Annotated in this window: 23 protein-coding genes; 5 read left to right on the plus strand and 18 right to left on the minus strand. The window is 74.4% G+C overall.

Annotated features, from left to right (window positions below; genetic code table 11):
* Positions 1-57: 57 nt before the first annotated feature.
* The 3 genes from hppD to phhA are packed head-to-tail and all read right to left on the minus strand — an operon-like array spanning position 58 to position 2,069.
* The gene (gene hppD, locus K1J50_RS19705) at positions 58-753 is read right to left on the minus strand and encodes a 4-hydroxyphenylpyruvate dioxygenase (protein WP_456304545.1); all 696 of its coding nucleotides are present in this window, start codon (positions 751-753) and stop codon (positions 58-60) included.
* Positions 663-1,166, minus strand: a complete 504-nt coding sequence (locus K1J50_RS19710; RefSeq protein WP_456304546.1) for a hypothetical protein — start codon at positions 1,164-1,166, stop codon at positions 663-665. The genes hppD and K1J50_RS19710 overlap by 91 nt, the downstream gene beginning before the upstream one ends.
* Positions 1,167-1,181: 15 nt before the next feature.
* Positions 1,182-2,069, minus strand: a complete 888-nt coding sequence (phhA, locus tag K1J50_RS02380; RefSeq protein WP_220115831.1) for a phenylalanine 4-monooxygenase — start codon at positions 2,067-2,069, stop codon at positions 1,182-1,184.
* 127 nt (positions 2,070-2,196) lie between these two features.
* On the opposite strand from phhA, the gene K1J50_RS02385 reads away from it, so the two are divergent.
* Entirely contained in the window at positions 2,197-2,670 is a 474-nt protein-coding gene (locus K1J50_RS02385) for an Lrp/AsnC family transcriptional regulator (protein WP_220115832.1), read from the plus strand.
* A gap of 15 nt (positions 2,671-2,685) precedes the next feature.
* On the opposite strand, the gene K1J50_RS02390 is transcribed toward K1J50_RS02385, so the two are convergent.
* The 7 genes from K1J50_RS02390 to K1J50_RS02420 form a co-directional block, all read right to left on the minus strand.
* Positions 2,686-4,338, minus strand: coding sequence for an acyl-CoA dehydrogenase family protein (locus tag K1J50_RS02390; RefSeq protein WP_220115833.1), 1,653 nt, complete (start codon positions 4,336-4,338; stop codon positions 2,686-2,688).
* A 230-nt stretch (positions 4,339-4,568) separates the two neighbouring features.
* Positions 4,569-5,663, minus strand: coding sequence for a TRAP transporter substrate-binding protein (locus K1J50_RS02395; protein ID WP_220115834.1), 1,095 nt, complete (start codon positions 5,661-5,663; stop codon positions 4,569-4,571).
* 15 nt (positions 5,664-5,678) lie between these two features.
* Positions 5,679-7,007: a TRAP transporter large permease gene (locus K1J50_RS02400; RefSeq protein WP_220115835.1), complete on the minus strand. Its 1,329-nt coding sequence runs from the start codon at positions 7,005-7,007 to the stop codon at positions 5,679-5,681.
* Positions 7,007-7,552 carry a TRAP transporter small permease gene (locus tag K1J50_RS02405; RefSeq protein ID WP_220115836.1) on the minus strand — a complete coding sequence of 182 codons (546 nt, stop codon included), beginning with the start codon at positions 7,550-7,552 and terminating at the stop codon, positions 7,007-7,009. The genes K1J50_RS02400 and K1J50_RS02405 overlap by 1 nt, the downstream gene beginning before the upstream one ends.
* A complete protein-coding gene (locus K1J50_RS02410) occupies positions 7,542-8,600 on the minus strand; it encodes a TRAP transporter substrate-binding protein (protein ID WP_220115837.1) in 1,059 nt (352 codons plus the stop codon). The genes K1J50_RS02405 and K1J50_RS02410 overlap by 11 nt, the downstream gene beginning before the upstream one ends.
* 71 nt (positions 8,601-8,671) lie before the next feature.
* Positions 8,672-9,298 carry a 2-dehydro-3-deoxy-6-phosphogalactonate aldolase gene (locus K1J50_RS02415; protein WP_220115838.1) on the minus strand — a complete coding sequence of 209 codons (627 nt, stop codon included), beginning with the start codon at positions 9,296-9,298 and terminating at the stop codon, positions 8,672-8,674.
* Positions 9,282-10,190 (minus strand): 2-dehydro-3-deoxygalactonokinase, encoded by a 909-nt coding sequence (locus K1J50_RS02420; protein ID WP_220115839.1) that lies wholly within the window; start codon positions 10,188-10,190, stop codon positions 9,282-9,284. The genes K1J50_RS02415 and K1J50_RS02420 overlap by 17 nt, the downstream gene beginning before the upstream one ends.
* A 109-nt stretch (positions 10,191-10,299) precedes the next feature.
* On the opposite strand from K1J50_RS02420, the gene K1J50_RS18915 reads away from it, so the two are divergent.
* The 3 genes from K1J50_RS18915 to K1J50_RS02430 all read left to right on the plus strand — a co-directional run bounded on the left by K1J50_RS18915 (position 10,300) and on the right by K1J50_RS02430 (position 13,627).
* On the plus strand, positions 10,300-11,547 hold the full coding sequence (locus K1J50_RS18915) for a lactonase family protein (protein ID WP_255574837.1): 1,248 nt from the start codon (positions 10,300-10,302) through the stop codon (positions 11,545-11,547).
* 14 nt (positions 11,548-11,561) lie between these two features.
* Positions 11,562-12,428, plus strand: a complete 867-nt coding sequence (locus K1J50_RS19510; RefSeq protein ID WP_369413503.1) for a DMT family transporter — start codon at positions 11,562-11,564, stop codon at positions 12,426-12,428.
* 110 nt (positions 12,429-12,538) lie between these two features.
* Positions 12,539-13,627, plus strand: a complete 1,089-nt coding sequence (locus K1J50_RS02430; protein WP_220115840.1) for a TRAP transporter substrate-binding protein — start codon at positions 12,539-12,541, stop codon at positions 13,625-13,627.
* 231 nt (positions 13,628-13,858) lie between these two features.
* Here the strand turns inward: K1J50_RS02430 and K1J50_RS02435 are convergent, their stop codons facing one another.
* From K1J50_RS02435 to K1J50_RS02470, 8 genes are all read right to left on the minus strand, one after another.
* A complete protein-coding gene (locus tag K1J50_RS02435; RefSeq protein ID WP_220115841.1) occupies positions 13,859-14,347 on the minus strand; it encodes a hypothetical protein in 489 nt (162 codons plus the stop codon).
* Positions 14,348-14,367: 20 nt separating this feature from the next.
* Positions 14,368-14,748 (minus strand): hypothetical protein, encoded by a 381-nt coding sequence (locus tag K1J50_RS02440; RefSeq protein ID WP_220115842.1) that lies wholly within the window; start codon positions 14,746-14,748, stop codon positions 14,368-14,370.
* A complete protein-coding gene (locus tag K1J50_RS02445) occupies positions 14,745-15,377 on the minus strand; it encodes a hypothetical protein (protein ID WP_220115843.1) in 633 nt (210 codons plus the stop codon). Before K1J50_RS02445 ends, K1J50_RS02440 begins: the two co-directional genes overlap by 4 nt.
* A gap of 20 nt (positions 15,378-15,397) precedes the next feature.
* Positions 15,398-16,177: a C39 family peptidase gene (locus K1J50_RS02450; RefSeq protein WP_220115844.1), complete on the minus strand. Its 780-nt coding sequence runs from the start codon at positions 16,175-16,177 to the stop codon at positions 15,398-15,400.
* 7 nt (positions 16,178-16,184) lie between these two features.
* Positions 16,185-16,520 (minus strand): hypothetical protein, encoded by a 336-nt coding sequence (locus K1J50_RS02455; RefSeq protein WP_220115845.1) that lies wholly within the window; start codon positions 16,518-16,520, stop codon positions 16,185-16,187.
* Positions 16,521-16,615: 95 nt separating this feature from the next.
* Positions 16,616-17,599: a hypothetical protein gene (locus K1J50_RS02460; protein WP_220115846.1), complete on the minus strand. Its 984-nt coding sequence runs from the start codon at positions 17,597-17,599 to the stop codon at positions 16,616-16,618.
* Positions 17,600-18,135: 536 nt separating this feature from the next.
* Complete coding sequence (locus K1J50_RS02465; protein ID WP_220115847.1) at positions 18,136-19,572, minus strand: transporter; 1,437 nt, start codon at positions 19,570-19,572, stop codon at positions 18,136-18,138.
* On the minus strand, positions 19,569-20,780 hold the full coding sequence (locus K1J50_RS02470) for a sigma-54 interaction domain-containing protein (RefSeq protein ID WP_255574838.1): 1,212 nt from the start codon (positions 20,778-20,780) through the stop codon (positions 19,569-19,571). Before K1J50_RS02470 ends, K1J50_RS02465 begins: the two co-directional genes overlap by 4 nt.
* 491 nt (positions 20,781-21,271) lie before the next feature.
* Between K1J50_RS02470 and K1J50_RS02475 the strand changes: the two genes are divergently transcribed.
* Entirely contained in the window at positions 21,272-22,642 is a 1,371-nt protein-coding gene (locus K1J50_RS02475) for an MmgE/PrpD family protein (RefSeq protein ID WP_220115848.1), read from the plus strand.
* Positions 22,643-22,675 lie beyond the last annotated feature (33 nt).

A 22,675-nucleotide genomic window follows, 5' to 3' on the forward strand; every position in this document is an offset into this window, starting at 1 on the left:
CGACAGGATCGGGCCGGCGCGGCCGGATGCCAATGCCTTTCCACCGCGCTTTCGCGACTATGGCGCGGCCGCGGGCTTCAGCACGCCGCGGCGGATCCGGTCGAGCTCGATGCTCTCGAACAGGGCGCGGAAGTTGCCCTCGCCGAAGCCCTGGTCGCCCTTGCGCTGGATCAGCTCGAAGAAGACCGGGCCGATCACCGTGCGGGTGAGGATCTGCAGCAGCCGTCCGCCCTCCGGTGTCGGCGCGCCGTCCATCAGGATGCGGTTGCGGCGCAGCCGCCCGATGTCCTCGCCCGGGCCGGGCAGGCGCTTCGGCAGCAGCTCGTAGTAGGTGTCGGGCGTGTCCAGGAACGCCACGCCCGCCTCGCGCATCGCCTCGACGCTGGCGAAGATGTCGCCGGTGCCGAGCGCGATGTGCTGGATGCCCTCGCCGCGGTAGGCGCGCAGGAACTCCTCGATCTGGCTCCTGTCGTCCGCGCTCTCGTTGATCGGGATGCGGATCATGCCGCAGGGCGAGGCCATTGCGCGCGAGGGCAGCCCGGTCAGGCTGCCCTCGATGTCGAAGTAGCGGATCTGGCGGAAATTGAGGAGCCTCTCGTAGAACTGCGCCCAGGCGTCCATGCGGCCGCGGTGGACGTTGTGCGTCAGGTGGTCGATCACCGTCAGTCCGCGGCCCTTCGGGTGCGGGTCCGGCTCGCCGAGCCAGCGGAAGTCCACGTCGTAGATGCTGCCGCGCGCGCCGTAGCGGTCCACAGATAGATCAGCGAGCCGCCGATGCCCTCGATCGCCGGGATGTTCAGCGCCATCGGCCCGGCCTTGCCCTGCACCGGCCTGGCGCCGAGCGAGACGGCGCGCTCATGGGTGTGCCGCGCGTCCGCCACGCGGAAGGCGATGGCGCAGGCGGAGGGGCCGTGCGCGCGGGCGAAGGCCTGGGCGAAACTCTCGGGCTCGGCGTTGAGGACGAAGTTGATGCCCCCCTGGCGCCAGAGCGTGACGTCCTTGGAGCGGTGCCGCGCCACGGCGGCGAAGCCGAGGCGCGCGAACAGGTCCTCGAGGTAGGGGATGTCGGGCCCGGTGAACTCGACGAACCAGAAGCCGTCGGTTCCCATCGGGTCGGCCTCGCCGATCCGGCCGGCAAAGGAGGAACGGTCGGGCGGGATGTCCATCGCGGCGGTTCTCCCTCACTGCCCGCGGAGGGGAATCGCGACGTCCGCCGCCTCCGCGCCGCCGGGCGGGATCGGCGCGGCGTCGCGCGCGGCCTCGAGCAGCGCCGGCACGCGTCCGGCGGCGGCGAACAGCTCGGCGTAGTCGTCGAGGACGAAGTAGGTCGGCTGCAGGTCGTCTATGAAGTACTCGCTGCGCAGCACGCGCCAGAGGTCGAAGCGCAGCCGGCGGGGCTCCTGCACGCCCTGCGCGCGCAGGGCGTCGTGGCGCGGCTTCCCGCCGACGGCGTGCCGCAGCTCGGCGTGCGGGGACATGATGCCGGCGCCGTAGGCGCGGATCTCCCCGTCCTCGCGGATCAGCCCGAACTCCACCATGAACCAGTAGAGCCGCGCCAGCGGGCGCAGCGCGCCGGTCGCGAGCGCCCGCTCGCCCATGCGGCCGTAGGCCTCCAGGAAGCGGGCGAAGTCGGGCTGCATCAGCGCCGGGACGTGGCCGAAGACGTCGTGGAGCACGTCCGGCTCCACGATGTAGTCGAGCTCCTCGGGCCTGCGGATCCAGTTGGTGACGGGAAAGCGGCGGGCGGCGAGGTGCGCGAAGAAGGCCGCGTCCGGGATCAGGCCAAGCACGGCGACGAGCGACCAGCCGGTCGCCTCGCGCAGCCGCGCCGAGGCACGCGCGAAATCCGGCACGCCGCCGGCGCAGTCGAGCCGCGCGAGGCCCTCGCGGAAGGCGTGCGCGGCGTGCCGCGGCAGCAGGGCGGATTGGCGGGCGTGGAGGGTGCGCCAGGTCGCGTGGTCGGCTTCCGTGTAGCCGGCCATCTCCTGCGGCAGGGTGTAGTCGGGGCGCGCGGCGGCGTAGTCGCCGCGCAGCGTCCGAGGCAGCCCTTCGGCGGTCGAGGTTCCCATCCCCGGCCTCCCGGTCGTGTCTCGCCTGGAAACGCACGAACCCCGGGCCGGGGGGCGGAGCGAAAGGTCGCGATTCGCCCGGCGCGGCGGGCCAGATTGGAAGAATTCGCCAGCCGGAGGTCCCTTCATGGCGAAAACCGCCGGCGGCCTCGACGCCGCCGACCGCCGCATCCTGCGCGCCCTGCAGCGTGACGGCCGCCTGCCGATCGTCGCCCTGGCCGGCCAGGTCGGGCTCTCCCCCACTCCCTGCCAGCGCCGCGTGCGGCGGCTCGAGGAGGCCGGCATCATCGCCCGCTATGCCGCGGTGGTGGATCCGGCGCGCGTCGGCCTGCCGCTGCAGGCCTTCGTGCTGGTCAGCCTCTCCTCGCACGCCCAGGAGGTGGTGCAGGCCTTCCAGAGGGCGCTGGCGGCGCGGCCGGAGGTGCTCGCCGCCTACGCGATGAGCGGCGAGATGGACTACCTGCTGCACGTGCTGGCGGCGGATTTCGAGGCCTACGCCGAGTTCGCGCTGCGGGCGCTGCTGCGCATGCCCGGGGTGAAGGAGACGCACTCCTCCTTCGTGCTGGCGACGCTGAAGCCGCCCGGCGAGGTGCCGGTCTGAACCCGCTGCCGCGCCCTAGCCGGCGAGCAGCGCCAGCACCGCCCGGCCTTCCTCGGCCTCGGCGCAGCGCGCGGCGGCGCGCGGCAGCAGGCGGCGCAGGTAGAACTCGGCGAGCGCGCCGTAGCGCGCCGCATCCGCCGCCCGCGCCCGCGCCAGCATCCAGCCGCCGAGCACCCAGCCGGCGGCGTCGAGATAGGCGGCGGCCCCGGCCTGTGCCTCGTTCGCATCCCGCGCCTGCGCGGCGAGCATCGCCTCCGTCGCCCGCGCCAGGCCGTCGAGCGCGGCGTCGAGCCGCGCATCGAGCCCGCGCGCCTCGGCGAGCAGCGCGCGCATCGCCGCCCCCTCGTCGCGCGCCAGCTTGCGGCTGACGAGATCGATCGCCTGGATGCCGTTGGTGCCCTCGTAGATCGGCGCGATGCGCGCGTCGCGCAGCACCTGGGCGGCCCCCGTGTCCTCGACGAACCCCATCCCGCCATGCACCTGGATGCCGAGCGAGGCGTTCTCCACCCCGCGCTCGGTGCACCAGGCCTTGACGACCGGCGTCAGCAGCGCAAGCCGCGCCGCCGCCGCCGCGTCGCCGAGCAGCCGCGCGCGGTCGCCCGCCGCCGAGGCCTCCAGCGCCAGCAGCCGCCCGGCGAGCGTGGTCGCGCGCATCTCGGCGAGCATCCGCGCGACGTCCGGCATGCGCGCGATCGGCACGCCGAACTGCACGCGCTGCGCCGCGTAGGCCTCGGCCAGCGCCAGCGCCCGCGCCCCGTGCGCGACGCCCTGCACGCCGACGGCGAGGCGGGCGTTGTTCATCATCGCGAACATCGCCGCCAGGCCGCGATGCGGCTCGCCCACCAGCTCCGCCTCCGCCTCCTCGAACAGCATCACGCAGGTGGGCGAGGCGTGGATGCCCATCTTGCGCTCGATGCCGCCGCAGCGGATGCCGTTGCGCCGCCCGTCGGGCAGGAATTTCGGCGCCCCGAACAGCGAGATGCCGCGCGTGCCGGCGGGCGCGTCCGGCAGCCGGGCGAGGACCAGGTAGAGCGTGTTCTCCGAGCAGTCCTGCTCGCCCCAGGTGATGAAGATCTTCTGCCCCGTGACCGCATAGCTGCCGTCGCCGCGCGTCACCGCGCGGGCCCGCAGCGCGCCGAGGTCGGAGCCCGCCTGCGGCTCGGTCAGGCACATCGCGCCCGACCAGCGCGCCGCGATCATCGGCGGCAGCCAAGCCGCGGCCTGGCGCGGCGTCGCGTGATGGCACAGGAGATCGATCGCCCCCGCAGTCAGCAGCGGACCGAGGGCGAAGGAGGTGTCGGCCGCCAGCACCAGCTCCTGCACCGCGTTCCACAGCGCGCCCGGCAGGCCCTGCCCGCCGACCGCCACGCCGTGCACCGCCGCCGGCGCCGGCAGCGACTGCCAGCCGCCCGCGATCCAGTCGCGGTAGAGGGCCGGGTAGTGCGGCGGCGTGCGCACCGCGCCGTTCTCGTAGACCGCGCCGTGGCGGTCCGCCTCCTGCCAGCCCGGCGCGACCTTCTCGCGCGCGAAGCGGTCCGCCTCGGCGACGATCGCGGCGATGTCGTCGGGCGAGAGCGGCGCGCCGGCGGCCTCGGTCAGCGCCGGCAGGCCGACGACGTGGATCAGGCCGAAGGCGAGGTCCTCGGCGGCGGTGGTGGCGGGGATCATGCGGCGAAGGTCTCCGCGACGGGATCGGCCGGCGGCCCGGGCGGCGGCGGCGCCGCCGCCGCGGACGAGGCCCGGGGCAGGGGGATCGCACACCGGACGGGCGAGCGCCAGCCCCGCCACCGCGGCGCCGCGCGCCGGCCCTGCGACCGCCGCCGCTGCCGTCCGCGCCCGTCGCCGGGCGGGATTGCCCGCGCGCCGGCCCCCCTGGCGGGAGAGGCGCGCCGGCCCCCTCAACGGCGCGAGGAGGCGAGCGCCACGTAGTTGTCGAAGCTCAGCTCCGCCACGCGGAACCACTGGCGCATGTCGTCGCGCGCCTTCGCCCAGGACTCGTGGATGCGGCGGAAGTCCGGGTTGCGCGCGGCGAGCTCCTGCTCCAGCGCCATCGCCTCGCGCCAGCAGGCGTCCAGCACCTCGCGCGTGAAGGGGCGGAGCTGGGTGCCGCCGGCAATCAGGCGGCGCAGCGCGTCCGGGTTGCGGATGTCGTAGCGCGCCACCATCCAGTGGGTCGCCTCGGCACAGGCGGTGCGGATCGCCGCCTTGTAGCTCCTCGGCAGCGCGTTCCACTGCTCGAGGTTGACGAAGAGGTGGGTCGTCGCCGCGCCCTCCCACCACGCCGGGTAGTGGTAGAACGGCGCGACGCGGTGGAAGCCGAGCTTCTCGTCGTCGTAGGGGCCGAGCCACTCGGCGGCGTCGATCACGCCGCGCTCCAGCGCCGGGTAGATGTCGGGCCCGCCGAGCTGCTGCGGCACGGCGCCGAGGCGCTGCAGAACCGTCCCGGCGAGGCCGCCGATCCGCATCTTCAGGCCCTGCAGGTCCTGCACGGTGCGGATCTCCTTGCGGAACCAGCCGCCCATCTGGGCGCCGGTCGCGCCCAGCGGCAGGCCGTAGGCGTTGAACTTCGCGTAGAGCTCGTTCATCGCCTCGATGCCGCCGCCCTCGTACATCCAGGCGTTCTGCTGGCGGGTGTTGAGGCCGAAGGGGAGCCCGGTGCCGATGGCGAAGGCCTCGTTCTTGCCGGTGTAGAAGAAGGAGGTGGTGTGCGCCGCCTCGACCGTGCCCGCCTGCACGGCGTCGAGCGCCTGCAGCGCCGGCACGATCTCGCCGGGGCCGAAGACGCGGATCTGGAAGCGGTCGTCGGTCAGCTCGGCGACGGTGCGGGCGAACACCTCGGCCGCGCCGTGGATCGCGTCCAGGCTCTTCGGGTAGGAGGAGGTCAGGCGCCAGCGCAGCGCCGGCTGCGAGATCTGGGCCAGGGCGGGCGCGGCCAGCGCGGCGGCCGCCCCGGCGCCGAGCGCGCCGCGCGCCAGGAAGTCACGTCGGTCCATCGGAAGTCCTCGCTCTCAGCTCAGCAGGCGCACCAGCCAGAGGCTCAGGGCCGGGAAGGCGACGCAGAGCGCCAGCCGCACCAGGTCCATCGCCAGGAAGGGCACCACGCCGCGGTAGGTCTGGGCGATCGGCACGTCGCGCGCAAGGCCGCTGATGACGAACACGTTGAGCCCGATCGGCGGCGCGGTGAGGCCGATGCCGACCACGACCAGCACCAGGATGCCGAACCAGATCGCCGTCTCCTCCTGCCCCGCAAGGCCGAAGTCGAGCGCGGTCACCACCGGAAAGAACACCGGCAGCGTCAGCAGGATCATCGCCAGCTCGTCCATCACCGCGCCCAGCACGAGATAGGCGAGCAGCAGCGTCGACAGCACCAGGTAGGGTGGCCAGCCCCGCTCGGTGATCCAGACCGCGAGCAGGTCCGGCGCCTGGGAGAGGGCGAGGAAGGCGTTGAACACCTCGGCGCCGAGCAGGATGGCGAAGATCATCGCCGTCGTCTCGGCGGTGGCGAGCAGCGCCTCGCGCACGTGCCGCGCGTGCAGCGTGCGGCGCGCGAGCCCGACCGCGAGGGTCGCCGCGCAGCCCACCGCCGCGCTCTCGGTCGGGGTGAAGATCCCGCCGTAGATGCCGCCCACCACGACGACGGCGATGGCGAGCACGGGGAGGACGTTGCGCACGGCCTCGCGCCGCTCCTCCGCCGGCACCGCGTCGCGCGCCGGCGGGCCGAGCTCCGGGCGGCGCCGCACCAGCGCGGCGATGGCGAGGATGTAGAACAGCGTCGCCATCAGTCCCGGGATCAGCGCCGCCATGAACAGCTTGGCGATGTTCTGTTCGGTGCTGATCGCATAGACGACGAGGATCACCGAGGGCGGGATGAGGATGCCGAGCGTCCCCCCGACCGCGATCGTCCCGGTGGCGAATCCGGGGTCGTAGCCGTAGCGGCGCAACTCCGGCAGCGCCGCGCGCCCGAAGGTCGCCGTGGTCGCGACCGAGGAGCCGCACACCGCCCCGAACCCCGCGCACGCGGCGATCACCCCCATCGCCATCCCGCCGCGCCGGTGCCCGAACAGGGCGTTTGCGGCGGCGAACAGGTCGCGCGCCAGGCCGCCGCGCTCGGCCAGCGCGCCCATCAGGATGAACAGCGGGATGATCGAGAGGGTGTAGTTGGCGAACAGGAAGAAGGGCGTGGTCTTGAGGTAGTTGAGCAGCGGCTCGAGCCCGACGATGTAGTAGTAGCCCGCCGCACCGACCACCAGCATCGCCAGCGCCACCGGGCAGCGGACCGCGATCAGGGCGAGCAGCGCCGCGAAGCCGGCGCCGGCGAGCGCGAACTCCGGCGCCATCAGCCCCGGCCCCGGGCGAAGCGCGCCGTCCAGTAGAGCGCCGCCGCCGCCGTCGCCGCGAAGCAGGCGGCGCCGAGGCCGATCGCCCACCAGATCGGCACGCCGAGAAGGCCGATGGTGCGTGTGCCGCTCGCCAGCGCCTCCGCCGCGCCGAGCGCCATGCGCTCGGCCAGCACCAGGGCGCAGCCGGCCCAGACCAGCATCCAGAACGCGTCCGCCGCATCGTTCAGCCGGCGCGGCAGCCGCGCCGTGAAGGTGTCCACCAGGATGTTGGCGCGCATGATCGTGCCGTAGGCGAGGAAGCCGAGCGCGGCGAGGCCGGAGCCGAGCGAAACCAGCTCGAAATCCCCCTTGATCGGCCCGCCGGCGAGCCAACGCAGCAGCACCGACAGGGTGGTGAGGAGGGCGACGCCGAGCAGCGCCACGCCGCCCGCGAAGGCGAGCCAGCCGGCGAGCGCCGCCACCGCGCCGCGCGGCGGCGCTGCCGGCCGCTCCTGCCCGCCGTCCGCCCCGCCGGCGCCGGGGGGCGCGGGATCAGGCGACACCCTGGCCGTAGCGCGCGATCAGCGCCCGCGCCTCCTCGAGCAGCGCGCCGCCGTCAATGCCGCGCTCGCGCATCTGCGCGATCCAGGTGTCCACCACCGGCTGGGTCGCGCGCTGCCAGCGGGCCTTCTCCTCGGCCGTGATCTCGACGATGTGGTTGCCGCGCCGGCGCACCTGCGCCTCGACCGCCGGGCCCTGCTCGTCCCACACCTTGGCCGCCATCGCCGCCGCCGCCTGGCCGGAATTGGCGTCGAGCACGCGGCGCAGGTCGGCGGGCAGGCTGTCGTACCTCGGCTTGTTCATCGCCAGCACGAAGCTCGTCGTGTAGAAGGTCGGGCTGCCCGGGATCTCGGTGTGGTGGCGCACCATCTCCTGCAGGCGGATGGCCGGCACCACCTCCCACGGCACCACCGCGCCGTCGATCACGCCCTGGGTCAGCGCCTCCGGCACCTGCGGGATCGGCAGGCCGATCGCGGTGGCGCCGAGCGCGCGCAGCCCCTCTCCCGCCATGCGCGTCGGGAAGCGCAGCTTGAGGCCGCGCAGGTCCTCCATCGTCCGGACCTCGCGCCGGGCGTGGATCAGGCCGTGGTCGTGCGCCCAGGCGGCGATGATGTGGGTCTCGCGGAACTCGTCGCGCATGTGCTTCTCGAACAGCTCCTGCGTGACGCGCGCGTTCACGCTGGCGCGCTTGTGCGCGACGAAGGGCAGTTCGATCACCTCGATGCGCGGGAAGCGGCCCGGCGTGTTGCCGGGCAGCGTCCAGATGATGTCCGCCACCCCGTCGCGCGCCTGGTCGTAGAGCTGCGGCGGCGCGCCGCCGAGCTGCATCGCGGGGAAGATCTGGATGCGCAGGCGGTTGCCGCTCTCCTCCTGCACCTTGCGCGCCCAGGGCTGGAGGAAGTGCCGGTGCACGTTGGAGACGGCCGGAAGGAAGTGGTGCAGCCGGAGCGTCACCTCCTGCGCCTCGGCGCGGGGGATGCGCAGCACGGCGGGGGCGGCGAGGGCGGCGGCACCCGAGAGCAGGGCGCGGCGGCGGAGGGCGTCGGTCATCGGCGGGCGTTCCCAGGACGTTTTCGTTGTTGGTTGGAGCGCCAGGGAGGCTAGCCGTCCGCGCGCCCGTTTCAAGCGGAACCGAGCGCCGCGCGCAGAATTCGCGCCCGTTCCGCGACCCGCGCCGGGGGGTCGCCGGGCCGGTAGAGCGCGGAGCCGATGCCGAATCCGGCCGCCCCCGCCGCCCGCCAGGCGGCGAGGCTCTCCGCCCCGATCCCGCCCACCGGCAGCACCGGCGTCCCCTTTGGCAGCACCGCGAGCAGCGCCCGCAGCACGGCGGGCGAGGCGGCCTCGGCCGGGAACAGCTTGAGCGCGTCGGCCCCGGCATGGAGCTGGGCGAAGGCCTCGCCCGGGGTGAGGAAGCCGGGGACGGCGATCAGCCCGGCCGCCTTCGCCGCGCGGACCAGCGCCGGATCGGCGTGCGGCGTCACCATCAGCCGCCCGCCCGCGCGCGCCACCGCCGCGACCTCCTCGGCCCGCGTCACCGTCCCGGCGCCCACCAGCGCCTCCGCCTCGCCGAAGCGCGCGGCGAGGCGGCGGATGCTCTCCAGGGGCTCGGGCGAGTTGAGCGGCACCTCGAGGAGGACGAGGCCCTCCGCGACCAGCGCCTCGCCCACCGCCACCGCCTCCTCCGGGCGGATGCCACGCAAGATGGCGACGAGCGGGCAGCGCGCGAGCCAGTCACCAAGCGGTCTCACCGAGGCGTTCTCCGATCAGGGCGAGGCCGCGGGCGGCGGCGTCGGGGTCGTGGCTGCGGTGCGGGATGCCGAAGGCGTCGAGCGCGCGGGCGTAGAGCGCGACCAGCGGCTCCGCGCCGGCGAGGTGGACCGGCGGCGCCACGCCCGCCTCCAGCGCCGCCGCGACCTCGTGGCCGATCAGCAGGCCGGAGAGGTAGGAGCGGCCTTCTCCGGGCGGCAGCTCCCCCGTCAGCGCCAGCGCCCGCACGCCGAACAGGTGGTGCAGCAGCCCGCCCTTCTGGCGCGCGCGCGCCAGGCCGCGGTCGAAGGCGCCCCGGTGCGGCGGCGCCTCGGCGTCCAGGGTGCGGGCGAGGATGGTATGGGAGGAGAGCGCGGCGAAGACCTCGCCGGTCATGGCGGTGGCGAAGCCGGCGACGCGGCCGGCCCGGACGCGCACCCACTTGCAGTGCGTGCCGGGCAGGCAGAGCGTCGCCTCCGGCGCGTCCTCGCCGATCGCGGCGAGCAGCCCGACGACCTTCGTCTCCTCGCCTCGCATCACCTCGGGCACGCCGGCGGCGTCGCGGGCGGCGAGGCCGGGAACGAGGCGCACCCGTGCCGTCGCGTCCGCGAAGGGCACGGGGACGGTCGCCGCGGCCAGGTCCGCCGCCCCCGCGGGGCAGGCGAGATAGGGCGCCTCCACCCACCCCTGGCGGCTGCCGACCATGCCGCAGAGGAGGATGCGGTCCTCGCCTGCGGCGATCCAGTCGCCGACCGCCTGGCGCAGCGCCGCCGGAAAGCCGCCGGGCGGGACGGCCAGGATGCCGCGCTCCGCCTCCCGCTTCTCGCGCACCGCGCCGCCGGGGGCCAGACGGTAGGCGCGCAGGCTGGTGGTGCCCCAATCCACGCCGATCATGCCGGCGACATGGCGCCGCGGGGCGCGCCGCGCAACGGGCGCTTGCGCGCGGGGCCGGGAATGCCAGACTGGCGCCGGGGGCACGCAACGCCCCGGGGAGGAACGGCCCATGAAGGCAGTGCTGCTCGCGGGCGCGGCCGCGCTCGCGATGACGGTGGCGGCGGGCGCGGGGAAGGCGACGGCGCAGATCGCCGTCTCGGGCAACGACAACAAGCGCGCTCTCGTCAATGGCGTGAACACGCTGCTGCAGAACCCGCGCCCCGACACCGTCACCGTCATAGACCTCAATGGCCGCACGCCGCGCGTCCTGGGCGAGGCCGAGGCGCCCCACTCGGTCGTCGGCCCGCCGCTCTCGGTCGCCGTCACCCCCGACGAACGCTTCGCGCTCGTCTCCTCGAACGAGCGCATCGACCCGGCGAACCCGGCGCGCACCGTGCCGGACAACCGCGTCTCGGTCGTGGACCTGCGCGCCAGCCCGCCGCGGGTGGTGCAGACCGTCGAGGTCGGCGCCGGGCCCGCCGGCCTTTCGATCAACCGCGCCGGCACGCTCGCCCTGGTCGCCAACCGCGCTGCCGGGACGGTCAGCGTGCTGCGCCTGCGCGACGGCCAGGTGAGCGTGATCGGCACGGTCGAGATCGGTACCCCCGCCTCCCTGGTCAGCCACGCGCAATTCACGCCGGACGGCCGCCATGCCCTGGTCACCCGCTACGGCGACAACCTGATCACGGTGCTGCGCATCGAGGGCGAGACGGTGAGCAGGCTCGACCGCGACATGACCGCGGGCGTGCACCCCTACGCGCTCAGCGTCTCGCCGACCGGCGCCTGGGCGATCGTCGGCAACATCGGGCGCAGCGCCAACAACACGGGCGACCGCGACACCGTCAGCCTGATCGACCTCTCGCGCGAGCCCTTCCGCGTGGTGGACACGGTCACGGTCGGCACCACGCCCGAGGGCGTGATGGCGAGCCCGGACGGCCGCCACGCCGTCGTCACGGTGCACAACGGCACCGGCCGGCCGCTCGGCCATCCGCTGCGCGGCCAGGCGCAGGTGAAGCTGCTGCGCGTCGAGAACAACCGCCTCCGCGTGGTGAGCGAGGCACCGGCCGGCGACTGGGTGCAGGGCGCCGCCTTCTCGCGCGACGGGCGGACGCTGCTGGTCGGCAACATGGCCGACAAGACGATCGGCGTGTACCGCGTCGAGAACGACCGGCTGCGCGACACCGGCCAGCGCATCCCGGTCAACGGCGGCCCGGCGGCGATCCGCACCGCCGAGGTCGCGCCGGCGCCCGCCGCGACGCGTCCGGGCGGGCCGCAGCGCCGCGGCGGGGCCGCGGCGGGCGCCGCACCGGCGCAGTAGCGGACCCGGGAGGAGTGGGGCGCGGCTGCCACGGGTTCCGGCTCGCCCCGCTCGCCTTCGTCTGCCTCTGGTCGGGCGGCTTCACCGCCATCAAGTTCGGGCTGAGCGGCGCCGGGCCGCTCGGCCTGCTCGCATGGCGCTATGCCGCCTGCGTCGCGGTTCTCGCGCCGCTCGCGCTCGCGCTGCGGCCGCGCCTGCCGCGCGGGGCGCCGCTCGCCCACCTCGCGATCAATGCGCTGATCGTGCAGGTCGGATACTTCGCGCTGATGACCGTCTCGCTCCGGCTCGGCCTGAGCGCGGCGGCGGCGGCGCTGATCGTGGCGCTGCAGCCCGTGCTGGTCGGACTGCTGGCGCCGCGCCTGGTGGGCGAGCGGGTGGGCGGGCGCGTCTGGCTCGGCCTCGTGCTCGGCCTCGCCGGCGCGGCGGCGGTGATCATGTCCGGCGGCACGCTGGAGGCGCGCGGCGCCTGGGGCGTGCTCGCCGCCGCCGGCGCGCTCGCGACCATGACCGCAGGCGTGCTCTACGAGAAGCGCTTCGGCCGGCCGCACCATCCGGTCGCGGCCAACCTGGTGCAGTACCTTGTCGGCGCCGCCGCGACCCTGCCCCTCGCCGCCCTGGTGGAGGGGCTTTCCGTGGCCTGGTCGGCGCCCTTCGCGCTCGCGCTCGCCTATCTCGTGCTCGGCAACTCCCTGCTGTCCATGAGCCTGCTGCTCGCGATGGTCCGCCGCGGCGAGGCGGCGCGCGTTTCTGCCCTGTTCTTCCTGGTTCCGCCGGTCGCGGCGCTGATCGCCTGGGCGCTGCGCGGCGAGGCGCTGGCGCCGGCCGCCTGGGCGGGCATGGCGCTCGCGGCCGCTGGCGTGGCGCTGGCGGCGCGGCGCTGAACGGCCGCCGCGACAGGGAGGCTTGCGGGCAAGGCGGTGTCCGGCCCAGGCTGAGGGGCGGGACGGCCGGCGCGAGACCGGTCGCCCGACGCAGGGAGGTCCGATCCGTCATGCACCGCCGTTCTCTGGTGGCGTCGGGTGCTGTCGCCACCGTCGCCGGGGCGCTTGCCGCGCCGCACGTCGCCAACGCCCAGCCGCGCGTCACCTGGCGCTGCGCCGGCAGCTTTCCCAAGAGCCTCGACACCCTCTACGGGAACCAGGAGTTCATCTGCCGCCGCGTCGCCGAGCTGACCGACGGCAATTTCCAGATCCGCTCCTTCGCTCCGGGCGAGATCGTGCCGGCGCTGCAGGTGCTGGATGCCGCCGGCAGCGGCACCGTCGAGGTCGGCTACACCGCGCCCTACTACTACGTGGGCAAGGATCCCTCCATGACCTTCGGCACGGCGCTGCCCTTCGGGCTGAACAGCCGGCAGATGTGGTCCTGGCTGTATCATGCCGGCGGGCGGGAGCTGCTGGCGCCGGTCTGGCGCGAACAGGGCGTGCACGGCATCACCGCGGGCAATACCGGCGCGCAGATGGGCGGCTGGTTCCGGCGCGAGATCCGCACCGTGCAGGACCTGCACGGCCTCAAGTTCCGCATCGGCGGCATCGCCGGCCAGATCTTCCAGAAGCTCGGCGCGGTCGCGCAGCAGCTCGGCGGCGCCGACATCTACCCGGCGCTGGAGCGCGGCGTGATCGACGGCGCCGAGTGGGTCGGCCCCTACGACGACGAGAAGCTCGGCTTCCAGCGCGTCGCCCGCTACTACTACTACCCCGGCTGGTGGGAGCCGGGCCCGACGACGGAGTTCATGGTCAATCTCCGTCACTGGGAATCGCTGCCGCCGACCTACCAGAAGGCGCTCGAGGCGGCCTGCGCCGAGGGCTACTGCCACCTGGTGGCCCGCTACGATGCGCTGAATCCGGCCGCGCTCCGGCGGCTGGTCGCCGCGGGGGCGGAGCTGCGCCCCTTTCCGCGCGAGGTGATGGCCGCCTTCTACCGTGCCGCGCAGGAGCTGTGGGCCGAGATCGGCGCGCGCAATCCGCGCTTCAAGCAGATCCTCGAGCACTTCGAGCGCTTCCGCGCCGACCAGCAGGCCTGGTTCCGCGTCGCCGAGGACAGTTTCGCGATCGCGATGGCGCAGGTGACGCAGCCGCGGTAGCGGAGGCCGGGGCCGGCCCGGGCGCGGCCCTTCGCGCCGGGCCGGCTTCCCTTTGCCGGCGTGCCGGCCGCTGCCGCGAGGCGGGCGGCGGAGGTGCCGGCGGTTCCTCCGCTCCGGCCGGGACGGCGCGGAAGCCGGGGCGGCGCACGCGCAGCCGTCTGTGCCGGGAAAGGCGGCTGCCGCGCCGCGGGTTCGCGCGCAGGAACGCGGCGCCCGCCGCGGTGCCGTGTCTCAGATGCGCTCGGGATTCCCGCGCAGGAGCTCGAAGCGGGTCGGGCTGATCGCGCCCGAGACGTCGATCGCCACCAGGGACTCGCCGAGCCGGAACCAGGCGAAGCAGGTCGGTCGGCCTCCCTCGATCTTCTCCCAGCTCGAGCAGACCTCGTCGCCCTGGACGACGACGCGCCCGCGGTCGGTCGCCGTCTGGCCGCCGACGCCGACGAGCCGCAGCCGCTGCGAGCCGTCGGCGGCGATGTGCATCGTCAGCCGGCTGCCGTTCGGCAGGCGGCGGTCGAGGGTGTTGCCGAACACGAGCCGGCGGAACTCCTCGCCCGAAAGGCGCTGGCCCCCGACCACCTGGGGCACCGGCCGCGCCGGTCCGGCCTGCGCGGCGCTCGCGGCGGGCTGCGCGGGGGAAGCCGCGCCCGGCTCGGGGCCGCCGGCGCAGCCGGCAGCCGCCAGCGCCAGCGCGCCGCTCAGCAGCAGAAGGGAGGTGCGCATGGTCTCGGAAGTCTCCTGGTTCATCGCAGCACGCGAGAGGTCGCGTTGACCACCCCATCCTGCGGCGGAAGCGGCTGCGGCGGACGCCCGATCTCGTCCCAGAAGCGGATGCTGGCGTTGACGCCGGGCGGCGCCAGCGGGCGCGGCGCGTCCTGTCCGCCGCGCATCCGCCCGAGCGTCGCCGGCGCGAGGGGTTCCAGCCCCTCGAAGGCGTGCGGGGCGGCGTTGCCGGTTGCCGCGGGGGGCGGCGCGAGCGCCTCCGCCAGCAGGGAGACCTGGAAGGCGGGCGGGGCCCGGCCGCTCTCCTCCGCGCGCAGGGCACGGCCGCCCGCGCCCAGCGCAGCGACCAGCGCCAGCGCGGCGCCGAGCCGGAGGAGAAGGGAAGGGCGCCCGGCCCTCATCGCCCGATCCTCGTCCGGGTCATGAGGGCGTTCTCGAGCGCGAACCGGCTCGCGGTGTTGTTCAGCAGGGCCCGCATGCCGGCGACGTCGAGCGTGACGGTGGTGGCCACGCTCACCGCCTGGCCGTTGGCGCGGTTCTGCACGATGCCGACGATGCCTGCGCCCTCGACCACGGTGCCGACCCGGGTCGCGCCGCCGTTGAAGAGGCTTTCCACGACGATGGGGCCCGAGGCGGAGAGGGGCACCTGCCGGGTGTCGCCCTGGGCGTCGGTGATGGTGACGGCGGGCGCCGCCCCCGGGACGAGGACGGTGGTGGGCAGGACGAGGCGCTGCGCCACCGCGCCACCCACGCGGGTTTCGGTCTCGAAGCCGAAGGCGACCGCGACCCCGCCGGGCAGGCGGAAGCCGGCGCGCATCTCGCCCAGCGCCTCGTCCGGCAGCGGCACGGCGCCGAGCGCCAGCACCTCTCCGGCGGGCGCAAGGCGCACGCCGAGCGCGTGCGCATAGGCGGCGACCAGGTCCTGTCCGGGCTCCGCCGGACGCGCCCCGTCGGATGCGGCCCGGGCCGGACCGGCGAGGGAGAGCCCGAGCACCAGCGCGGAGATGCCGCGAAGGAACGGATCACGCATCGTTGTCTCCCCGCGTCGCATCAGAAGAGCCATCGCAGCGGCGGTTCGCCGCTGTTGAGGAGGATCGGCGAGGGCATGCCGAGCCCGTGCAGGCCGCCGTCCATAGCCTCGCGGACCAGCGTGCCCGGCGCCCGCGGCCGCACGCCCCAGTCCTCCGGCCGGTTGAAGCTGGCCTGGGCGATCTCCGGATGGTCGAGGATCACGAACAGCACGCCGCTCCAAGCCTCCTCGAAGCGGACGCGCGGCATGGTGCGGGTGCCCAGGTTGGGGTCGGCCAGCAGCACGCGGTCCTCGGACAGCCCGCGCACCACCACGAAATGGCGGTAGCCGTTGGTGTCGATCAGGGCGATGCCCGGGATGCGCGCCTCGGCGAGCCGCGCGAGCGGCAGGCGGTAGCCGTTCGCCCGCAGCCCGCGCCGCGCCAGGTAGTTGCGCATGTCGAGGAGCGAGAATCCGGCGGTGCGGATCCGCTCGGCGTCGCCATGCGCGATCATGTCGCGCAGCACCTCCTCCTCCGTCGTCGGCAGCCCGTAGTGGTAGGTGAGAAGGGTGGCGAGGGCGGCCGAGCCGCAGGAATAGTCGAAGCGCTGGCGGATGGTGGTGGCGAAGCGGCGCGAGCGGATGTCGCGCACCGGCAGCAGCAGGTTGGGGCCGCCGGTCGCGGTCTCGCTCAGCATCACGCGCGCCGGGGCCGGCGCGCCGGCGCCGCCGGGCGCCTGCGCGGCGCAGCCCGCAGCGAGCAGCGCCAGCGCGGCGATGGCGCCGGCGGCGATGCGCGCCTGGAACCGCTGCCCGCCCATGTCCGCCTCAGCGCACGGTGATGTTGATCGCGGTCGTGGCCTGGAAGAGGGAGTTGTTGCCGGTGTTCTGGAACACAGTGGTGACGCCGGCGGTCCCGTTGAGCGAGCCGGTAATGGTGTTGTTGCCGGTGGCGGTGTTCGCGCCGACCTGGTTGTTCTGTAGCAGCGCGATGTTGCCGCCCTCCGGGGAAAGCCCGGCGCGTCCCGAGCTTCGTGCCAAATCGGCCGCGTCCATGGGCGCGAGGCCGGCGAAGGCGTCGCCGCTGCCCGGCGGCTCCGAAGCGCCGGCACCCCCGGCGGCGAGGGACGCGCCGAGGACGAGCGCGAGCAGGACGTGCTTCATGGTGGCTGACCTTGCATTCCCTGGCGGTGTCGGACACGGAGCCGGCATGGCGAAGCGCGCCGGCGGCCGAGCGGCCGCCGGCGCCTCTCCGACGATCAGCGCTGATAGATCGCCCCGATCGCCACCGCGTTCTGCATCAGGCTGTTGGCGCCGGCATTCTGCGACACCTGCGCCACGCCGGTCGCGTTGTTGAAGGAGTTCGACATCGACACGCTGGCGTTGCCGAGGCCGGCGCTCGCGTGGTTGCCGATCACCGCGCCGAGGTTGCCCGCCGCCGCGATGGTGGTCGAGAGGTCCTCCGCCGCGCAGCCGCAGTACGTGATCGCCGAGAGGGCGGTCGAGTTCTGCTGCAGGCTGTTGGCGCCGACGTTCTGGTTGACGTTGGCCGCGCCGGTGAAGTTGTTGAAGGAGTTGCTCAGGCTGGCCGCGCTGCGGTGCCCGACGTCGAAGCTCCAGTTGCCGGAGCCGGTCACGATCCCGGCGTTCCCCGCGATCGCCCAGGCGTCACGGTCCTGCTCCCGGCCGCGGATGTTCTCCACCATCGTCACTGCGGAAGCGTTCTGCTGCAGGCTGTTGGCGCCGGCGTTCTGGTTGACCTGCACCAGCCCGGTCGCATTGCCGAAGGAGTTGTCGAGCGACGCCGAGGCGCTGCCGCCAAAGTTCGTGCTGCGGTTGCCGATTACGGAGCCGGCATTGCCCGCGACCGAGTTCGCGTTCGCGTCGCCATTGCTGCTCCCGTTGCCCTGGCCAGCGATGTGGCAATCGCAGCCCTCGACATAGGCGACGGCGACCGCGTTCTGCTGCTGGCTGTTGGCTCCGGCGTTCTGGTTGACGTTGGCGATGCCGCGCAGGCCGCCGAAGCTCGCGCTCATCGAGACGGCGTTGTTCTGGCCGAGGGTGCCGGAATGGTTTCCGGCGGTCGTGCCGAGGTTCACCGCGAGCGCGGCCGCGTAGTAGTCCTCGATGGCATGGCCCTGTCCAGGGAAGGTGGAATGACCGTTGCCGTTACCGTTGCCGTTCGCGAACGCCGCGCCGCTCAGCGCGACGACACCGACCGAAGCGAGAAGAAGCGCACGCATGTGCCTGACCCTTTTGGTGTTGCGGTTGACGGCGGCCGACCGCCGCGCGCATCGGCCGTTGCCGCCGGGCAGGCGAGGGGAGAGCCGAGGGAAACACTGCTCTCTCCTCACGCACCCGGCGCGCGCCGGAACAGGAGCAACGGCCATGCCAGCGTCGTCGCGGCTTCGGCGCATCCGCCGCAAACCCTCGGATTTCCTCGCCTTCACCTCTTCGTGCGCGCCACCTCGCCGCGGTGTGCGCAACCAGGGCGTTCGTAATGCGCGCCACAATGAGCTTGCCGCGCGTGATGTGTAACGCGCAACGCGGCGTGGTTTACGTTCCCTTAACAGCGTATGCGGATACGCGGACACCGCAGGGCGGCGCGGCGCGCGACAGCCCGACGGTCGGCGTGACGCGGCAGATGCGCGCGGGCGTGCGCCGGAGCGCTGCCGGCGCCTCGTTCGGAACGGCAGGACGGCAGGGCGAACGCGCGCGAGCGGCCGCTCCGCCGCGCGGTCAGGGACCGGCGCGGCGGGGGCCGGGCGGTGCGCCGCCTCTACAGGCTGAAGCGGTAGGGGACGCGCAGGATGATGCGGGCGTCGGGGGCGTTCTCGGTCGCGCCGACGCTGACTCCGAGGCTGACGCTCAGCCGCTCGGACGCCCGGTAGGACAAGCCGAAGTTGAAGGAACCGATGTCGAGCCCCGACCCGGCGATGTTGCGGCCGCCGGCGCGGGAGGACATGACGAAGATGTGATCATAGCCCAGGCTGAGCGAGGTGCGCTCGTTCAGGGCGAAGCCGACGCCGAAGTTGAGGCCGACGCCGTCGCCCGGTTCGAGACGGGTGCGGGTGGGCGGGCCGCCGGCCGGATCCTGCAGGGAGACGGTGCGGCCGATGTTCCAGATGTAGCGCAGGCCGCCGAAGAACACCGCGGGGTCGGAGGCCCAGGCGACGGTCACGCCCGGCTCGACCGACCAGAAGCCGGTGCCGGTGGCGAGCTCGCGCTCGAGGCCGCGCAGGAACCCGCCCTGCGGGTCGGTGACGCGATAGATCGGCACGTCGAAGGGACTGCGGCCGGTGTCGCTCTTGACCCGCAGGTTGGCGATGAAGACCGGCCAGTCGTCGAGGCCGTCGTTGACCTGGTAGCTCGCGCCGAACTCGACGTCGCCGAGCCCGCTGCCGGTCGGGCTGACGGTGATGGGCGAGGCGTTGATGTCGGCGGGGGCGGTCTGGATGGTGTCGCCGCGCCAGACCCAGGGGATGCGCGCGTTGATCTCCAGGCGGTCGGTGATGCCGTAGCGCAGCGTCAGCGCGGCGATGGCGGCGCGCTGGGTGGCGCGGCGGATGTCCACCGTGCCGAAGGTGATGCCCGGGATGATCGAGAAGCCGTTGACGATCGCCTGGGTGTTCTGCGTGTACAGGTATTCGACCGAGCTCTCGGCCGAGATCACGCCGCGCGGGGTCAGCACGCCGCCGACGCGGGCCAGGGTCGGGTCGGTCGCGAGCACGCGCTGTTCCTCCCGGCGCCGAACGGCGGCCGCCTCGGCCGCGGTGGAGGGGGCCTGGGGGTCGCGCGGCGCGGCGGCGGAGGGCGCGCCCGGCGCCGGCGCGGCAACGACAGGGGGCGGGGCGGGCGCGCCGGGGGCGGCCTGCGCCGGGGCGGCGGGTGGGCGGGCCGGCCCCGGCGCCCGCAGCGCGCGGCGCAGGCCCTCGAGCGCGCGCGCCGGCGCCGCGCTCAGGCGCTGCTGCCGGGCGAGCCGCGCGTCCTGCTCCTCCAGGCGGCGCTGCTGCTGCTCCAGCATCGCGCGCAGACGGCGCAGATCCTCGACGGTGACGGCCTCCTGCGCGCGGGCGGGCGCGGCGGCGAGGAGCGCGGCGAGGGCGATCCCCAGCGCGGCCGGCCCGGCGAGGGGGCCGGGAGCCGGGCGGCTGGCGGCGGCGCACCCCGGCATCCGCGTCCGGGCGGGCACGCGCCCTTCGGCGAGGCCAGTCATGAATCGTCCTCCCTCGTCTGGCGCGGGAGTGCGATCCCGTTGCGCCGCAGCATGCGATAGAAGGTCACCCGGGAGACGCCGAGCAGCCGCGCCGCCGCAGCGACGCAGTGGTTGCTTCGCCGCAGCGCCGAGGCGAGGAGCTCCTTCTCCTGCTCCGACCCGCCCGTTGTCCTCCGCCCGCCCTTGCGGGGCGGGAGCGGCTCGTCGTTGGCGACCAGGTCGGCCGGCTCGAGTGCCAGGTCCTGGAGGCGGATGCGCGGCCCGCTCGCCATCACCACCGCCCGCCGGATCACGGCGATGAGCTGGCGGACATTCCCCGGCCAGGGGTAGGCGCGCATCGCCTCCAGCGCCTCCGGCTCGAAGCCCTCGATCGGGCGCCGGGTCTCGGCCGCGATCCGCTGCAGGAACGCTTGGCTCAGCAGTTCGAGGTCGGCGCCGCGCGCGCGCAGCGGCGGCAATTCCAGGGTCAGCACCGCGAGGCGGTAGTAGAGGTCCTCGCGGAAGCGGCGCTCGCGGATCGCCGTGAGCAGCGGCACGTTGGTGGCGGCGATGACGCGCACGTCCACGGGGATGGACTCGCGCCCGCCGACCCGGACGATCCGGCGGTCCTGCAGGAAGCGCAGCAGGTGCCCCTGGATCTCGAGCGGCAGGTCGCCGATCTCGTCGAGGAAGAGCGTGCCGCCGCGTGCCATCTCGATGTGGCCGATGCGGCGCTCCACGGCGCCGGTGAAGGCGCCCTTCTCGTGGCCGAAGAGCTCGGCGCTGACGAGGCTCGGCGGCAGCCCCGCGCAGTTGATGGCGACGAACGGGCCCTTGGCCCGCGCCGAGCGCTCGTGGATGGCGCGCGCCGCGAGCTCCTTGCCGGTGCCGCTCTCGCCGCAGAGGAGGACCGGCGCGTCAACGGTGGCGAAGCGGCGCAGCTTCTCGAACACCTCGAGCATGACCGGGCTGGCGCCGATCATGAACTCATCCTCGCCGACCGCCTCCGCCGCAGCGGCGGGGTCGGCCACCGGACGCCCCCGCCGCGGCGGGTGGTTGCGCAGCGCCTCCTCCAGATCGCGGAGCAGCTCCGCGTCCTGCCGGGCTGCGGCGATCAGCATGTCTGCCAGCAGGCGCCGCGGAAGCCATTCGACCGTCGCCGCATCGAGGGGCGCGGTGGCCTCCGTGGCGGGCGAGCGGCGCGGCTGGGGGGCGGCAGAACCCGGCAACACGTTCCTCCGAGCGCAATCCGGTCAGCGGGACCCGGTGGTATCGCCGGCCTGGATGACCTTCGGTTCAGCGGGCGCGCAAAAAATGGTATGATGGCATCCGGAATGGTGCAAGGTGAGCACGCGCCCGATCAAAACGTCTTCACGGTAACCATATTGAGAGCGCATGCGTTGCGAGGACCGGGCAGAGCGAATCCTAGCCTTAACCTCTGTTAGGGACGCGCGGCTGGGCATCGGGGATCGGGCGCGTCGTTGGTAGCGTGTGCTGTATCGTCTCGGGAAGGCCGTGCGGCTGTTATTGTTGCGGCGGCTCCGGAGACGGTGCGCAGGGCTGGGTGCTGCGAGCCGGGCGACACGGCCTGCGGGCCGGACGGTGCAGACCGGAGGCAGTCGCGCGCGACCGGGCCCGCGAAGTGGCGCCACCGGCAGCAGGAGGGCGTTGCCGCGTCGGACGACCCTCGTCCCGCTTTCCTGCGCCACGGGAGGGGATCATGGAGAGGGCCAGGCAGGATCCGGCCGCCTTCGCCGGGCAGATGCTCGGCGACTTCGTCGCGCGGTTCCCGCCGCAGGAGGTGCCCGCCGCGTTGCGGCACGAGGCGAAGCGGGCGCTGCTCAACGTCTTCGGCTGCGCCCTCGCCGTCGCGCGCGACCCGGCGGTGGACGCGGCGGTGCGGGTCCTGCGGCCCCTCTCCGGACCCGGCGCGGCGACGGCGATCGGCCGGCCGGAGCGGCTCGATCCGATGGCGGCCTCCTTCGTGAACGCGATGGCGGCGAACCTCCTGGACTACGACGACACGCACCTCGACACGGTCATCCACCCGACCGCCCCCGTCGCCCCGCCCGTGCTGGCGCTCGCCGAGGCGCGCGGCCTCTCCGGCGCGGCGGCGCTGCACGCCTTCCTGCTCGGCGCGGAGGTCGCGTGCCGGCTCGGCAACGCCGTCTCGCCCGGCCACTACGCGCGCGGCTGGCACATCACCGCGACCTGCGGCGTGTTCGGCGCGGCGGCGGCGTGCGCGCGGCTGCTCGGCCTGAGCGGGGCGCAGAGCTGGAGCGCGCTCGGCATCGCGGCGAGCCAAGCCGCGGGCGTGGTCGAGAGCCTGCCGAGCGCGGCGAAGAATGTCGGCGTCGGCAACGCGGCGCGCAACGGGCTGTTCGCGGCCCTTCTCGCGCAGCAGGGCTACGCGGCGGCGCCGGCCGCGATCGAGGGGCCGCTCGGCTGGGCGCGCGCGGCCGGCGATGAGCCGCGCCTCGCCGCCCTCGGCGACGGCCTGGGCGAGCGCTGGGAGTTCGGCAAGAACACCTACAAGCCCTACCCCTGCGGCATCGTCCTGCATCCGGTGATAGACGCCTGCCTCGCGCTGCGCGCGGCGCACGGGCTCGCGCCCGATGCCGTCGCCGGAGTGCGGGTGCGGGGCCATCCGCTGCTGCTCGCCCGGGGCGACCGGGCGGTGGAGAACGAGCGCGACGCCCGCGTCAGCATCCATCACAGCGTCGCCGTCGCGCTCGTCCTGGGCGCGGCCGGCGTGCGCGAGTTCTCGCCGGCGGCGGTCGCCGACCCGGCGATCGCGGCGTTCCGCGCCAAGGTGCGGGCTGAGGCTGACGATTCCCTGCCCGTCGGCGCCGCCGCCGTCACCGTCGAGACGACCGGGGGCGCGGCGCTGCAGGCGGTCGTGACGCACGCCCGGGGCAGCCGCGAGCGGCCGCTGTCGGACCGCGAGCTCGAGGCGAAGTTCGAGGAGAACGCGCGCCTCGGCGGCTTCGGGGGACGCGACGTCGCGCGCCTGATCGCGCAGGTCTGGCGGCTCGACGAGGCGGACAGCGTGCGCCCGCTGCTGCGCGCGCTGTCGGCGCCGCGGTCCTGAGACGCGCCGCTGGAGCGGGACGCCGGAGCGCAT

Origin of the sequence: Caldovatus aquaticus, assembly GCF_019458025.1 — a bacterium.
GTDB lineage: Bacteria > Pseudomonadota > Alphaproteobacteria > Acetobacterales > Acetobacteraceae > Caldovatus > Caldovatus aquaticus.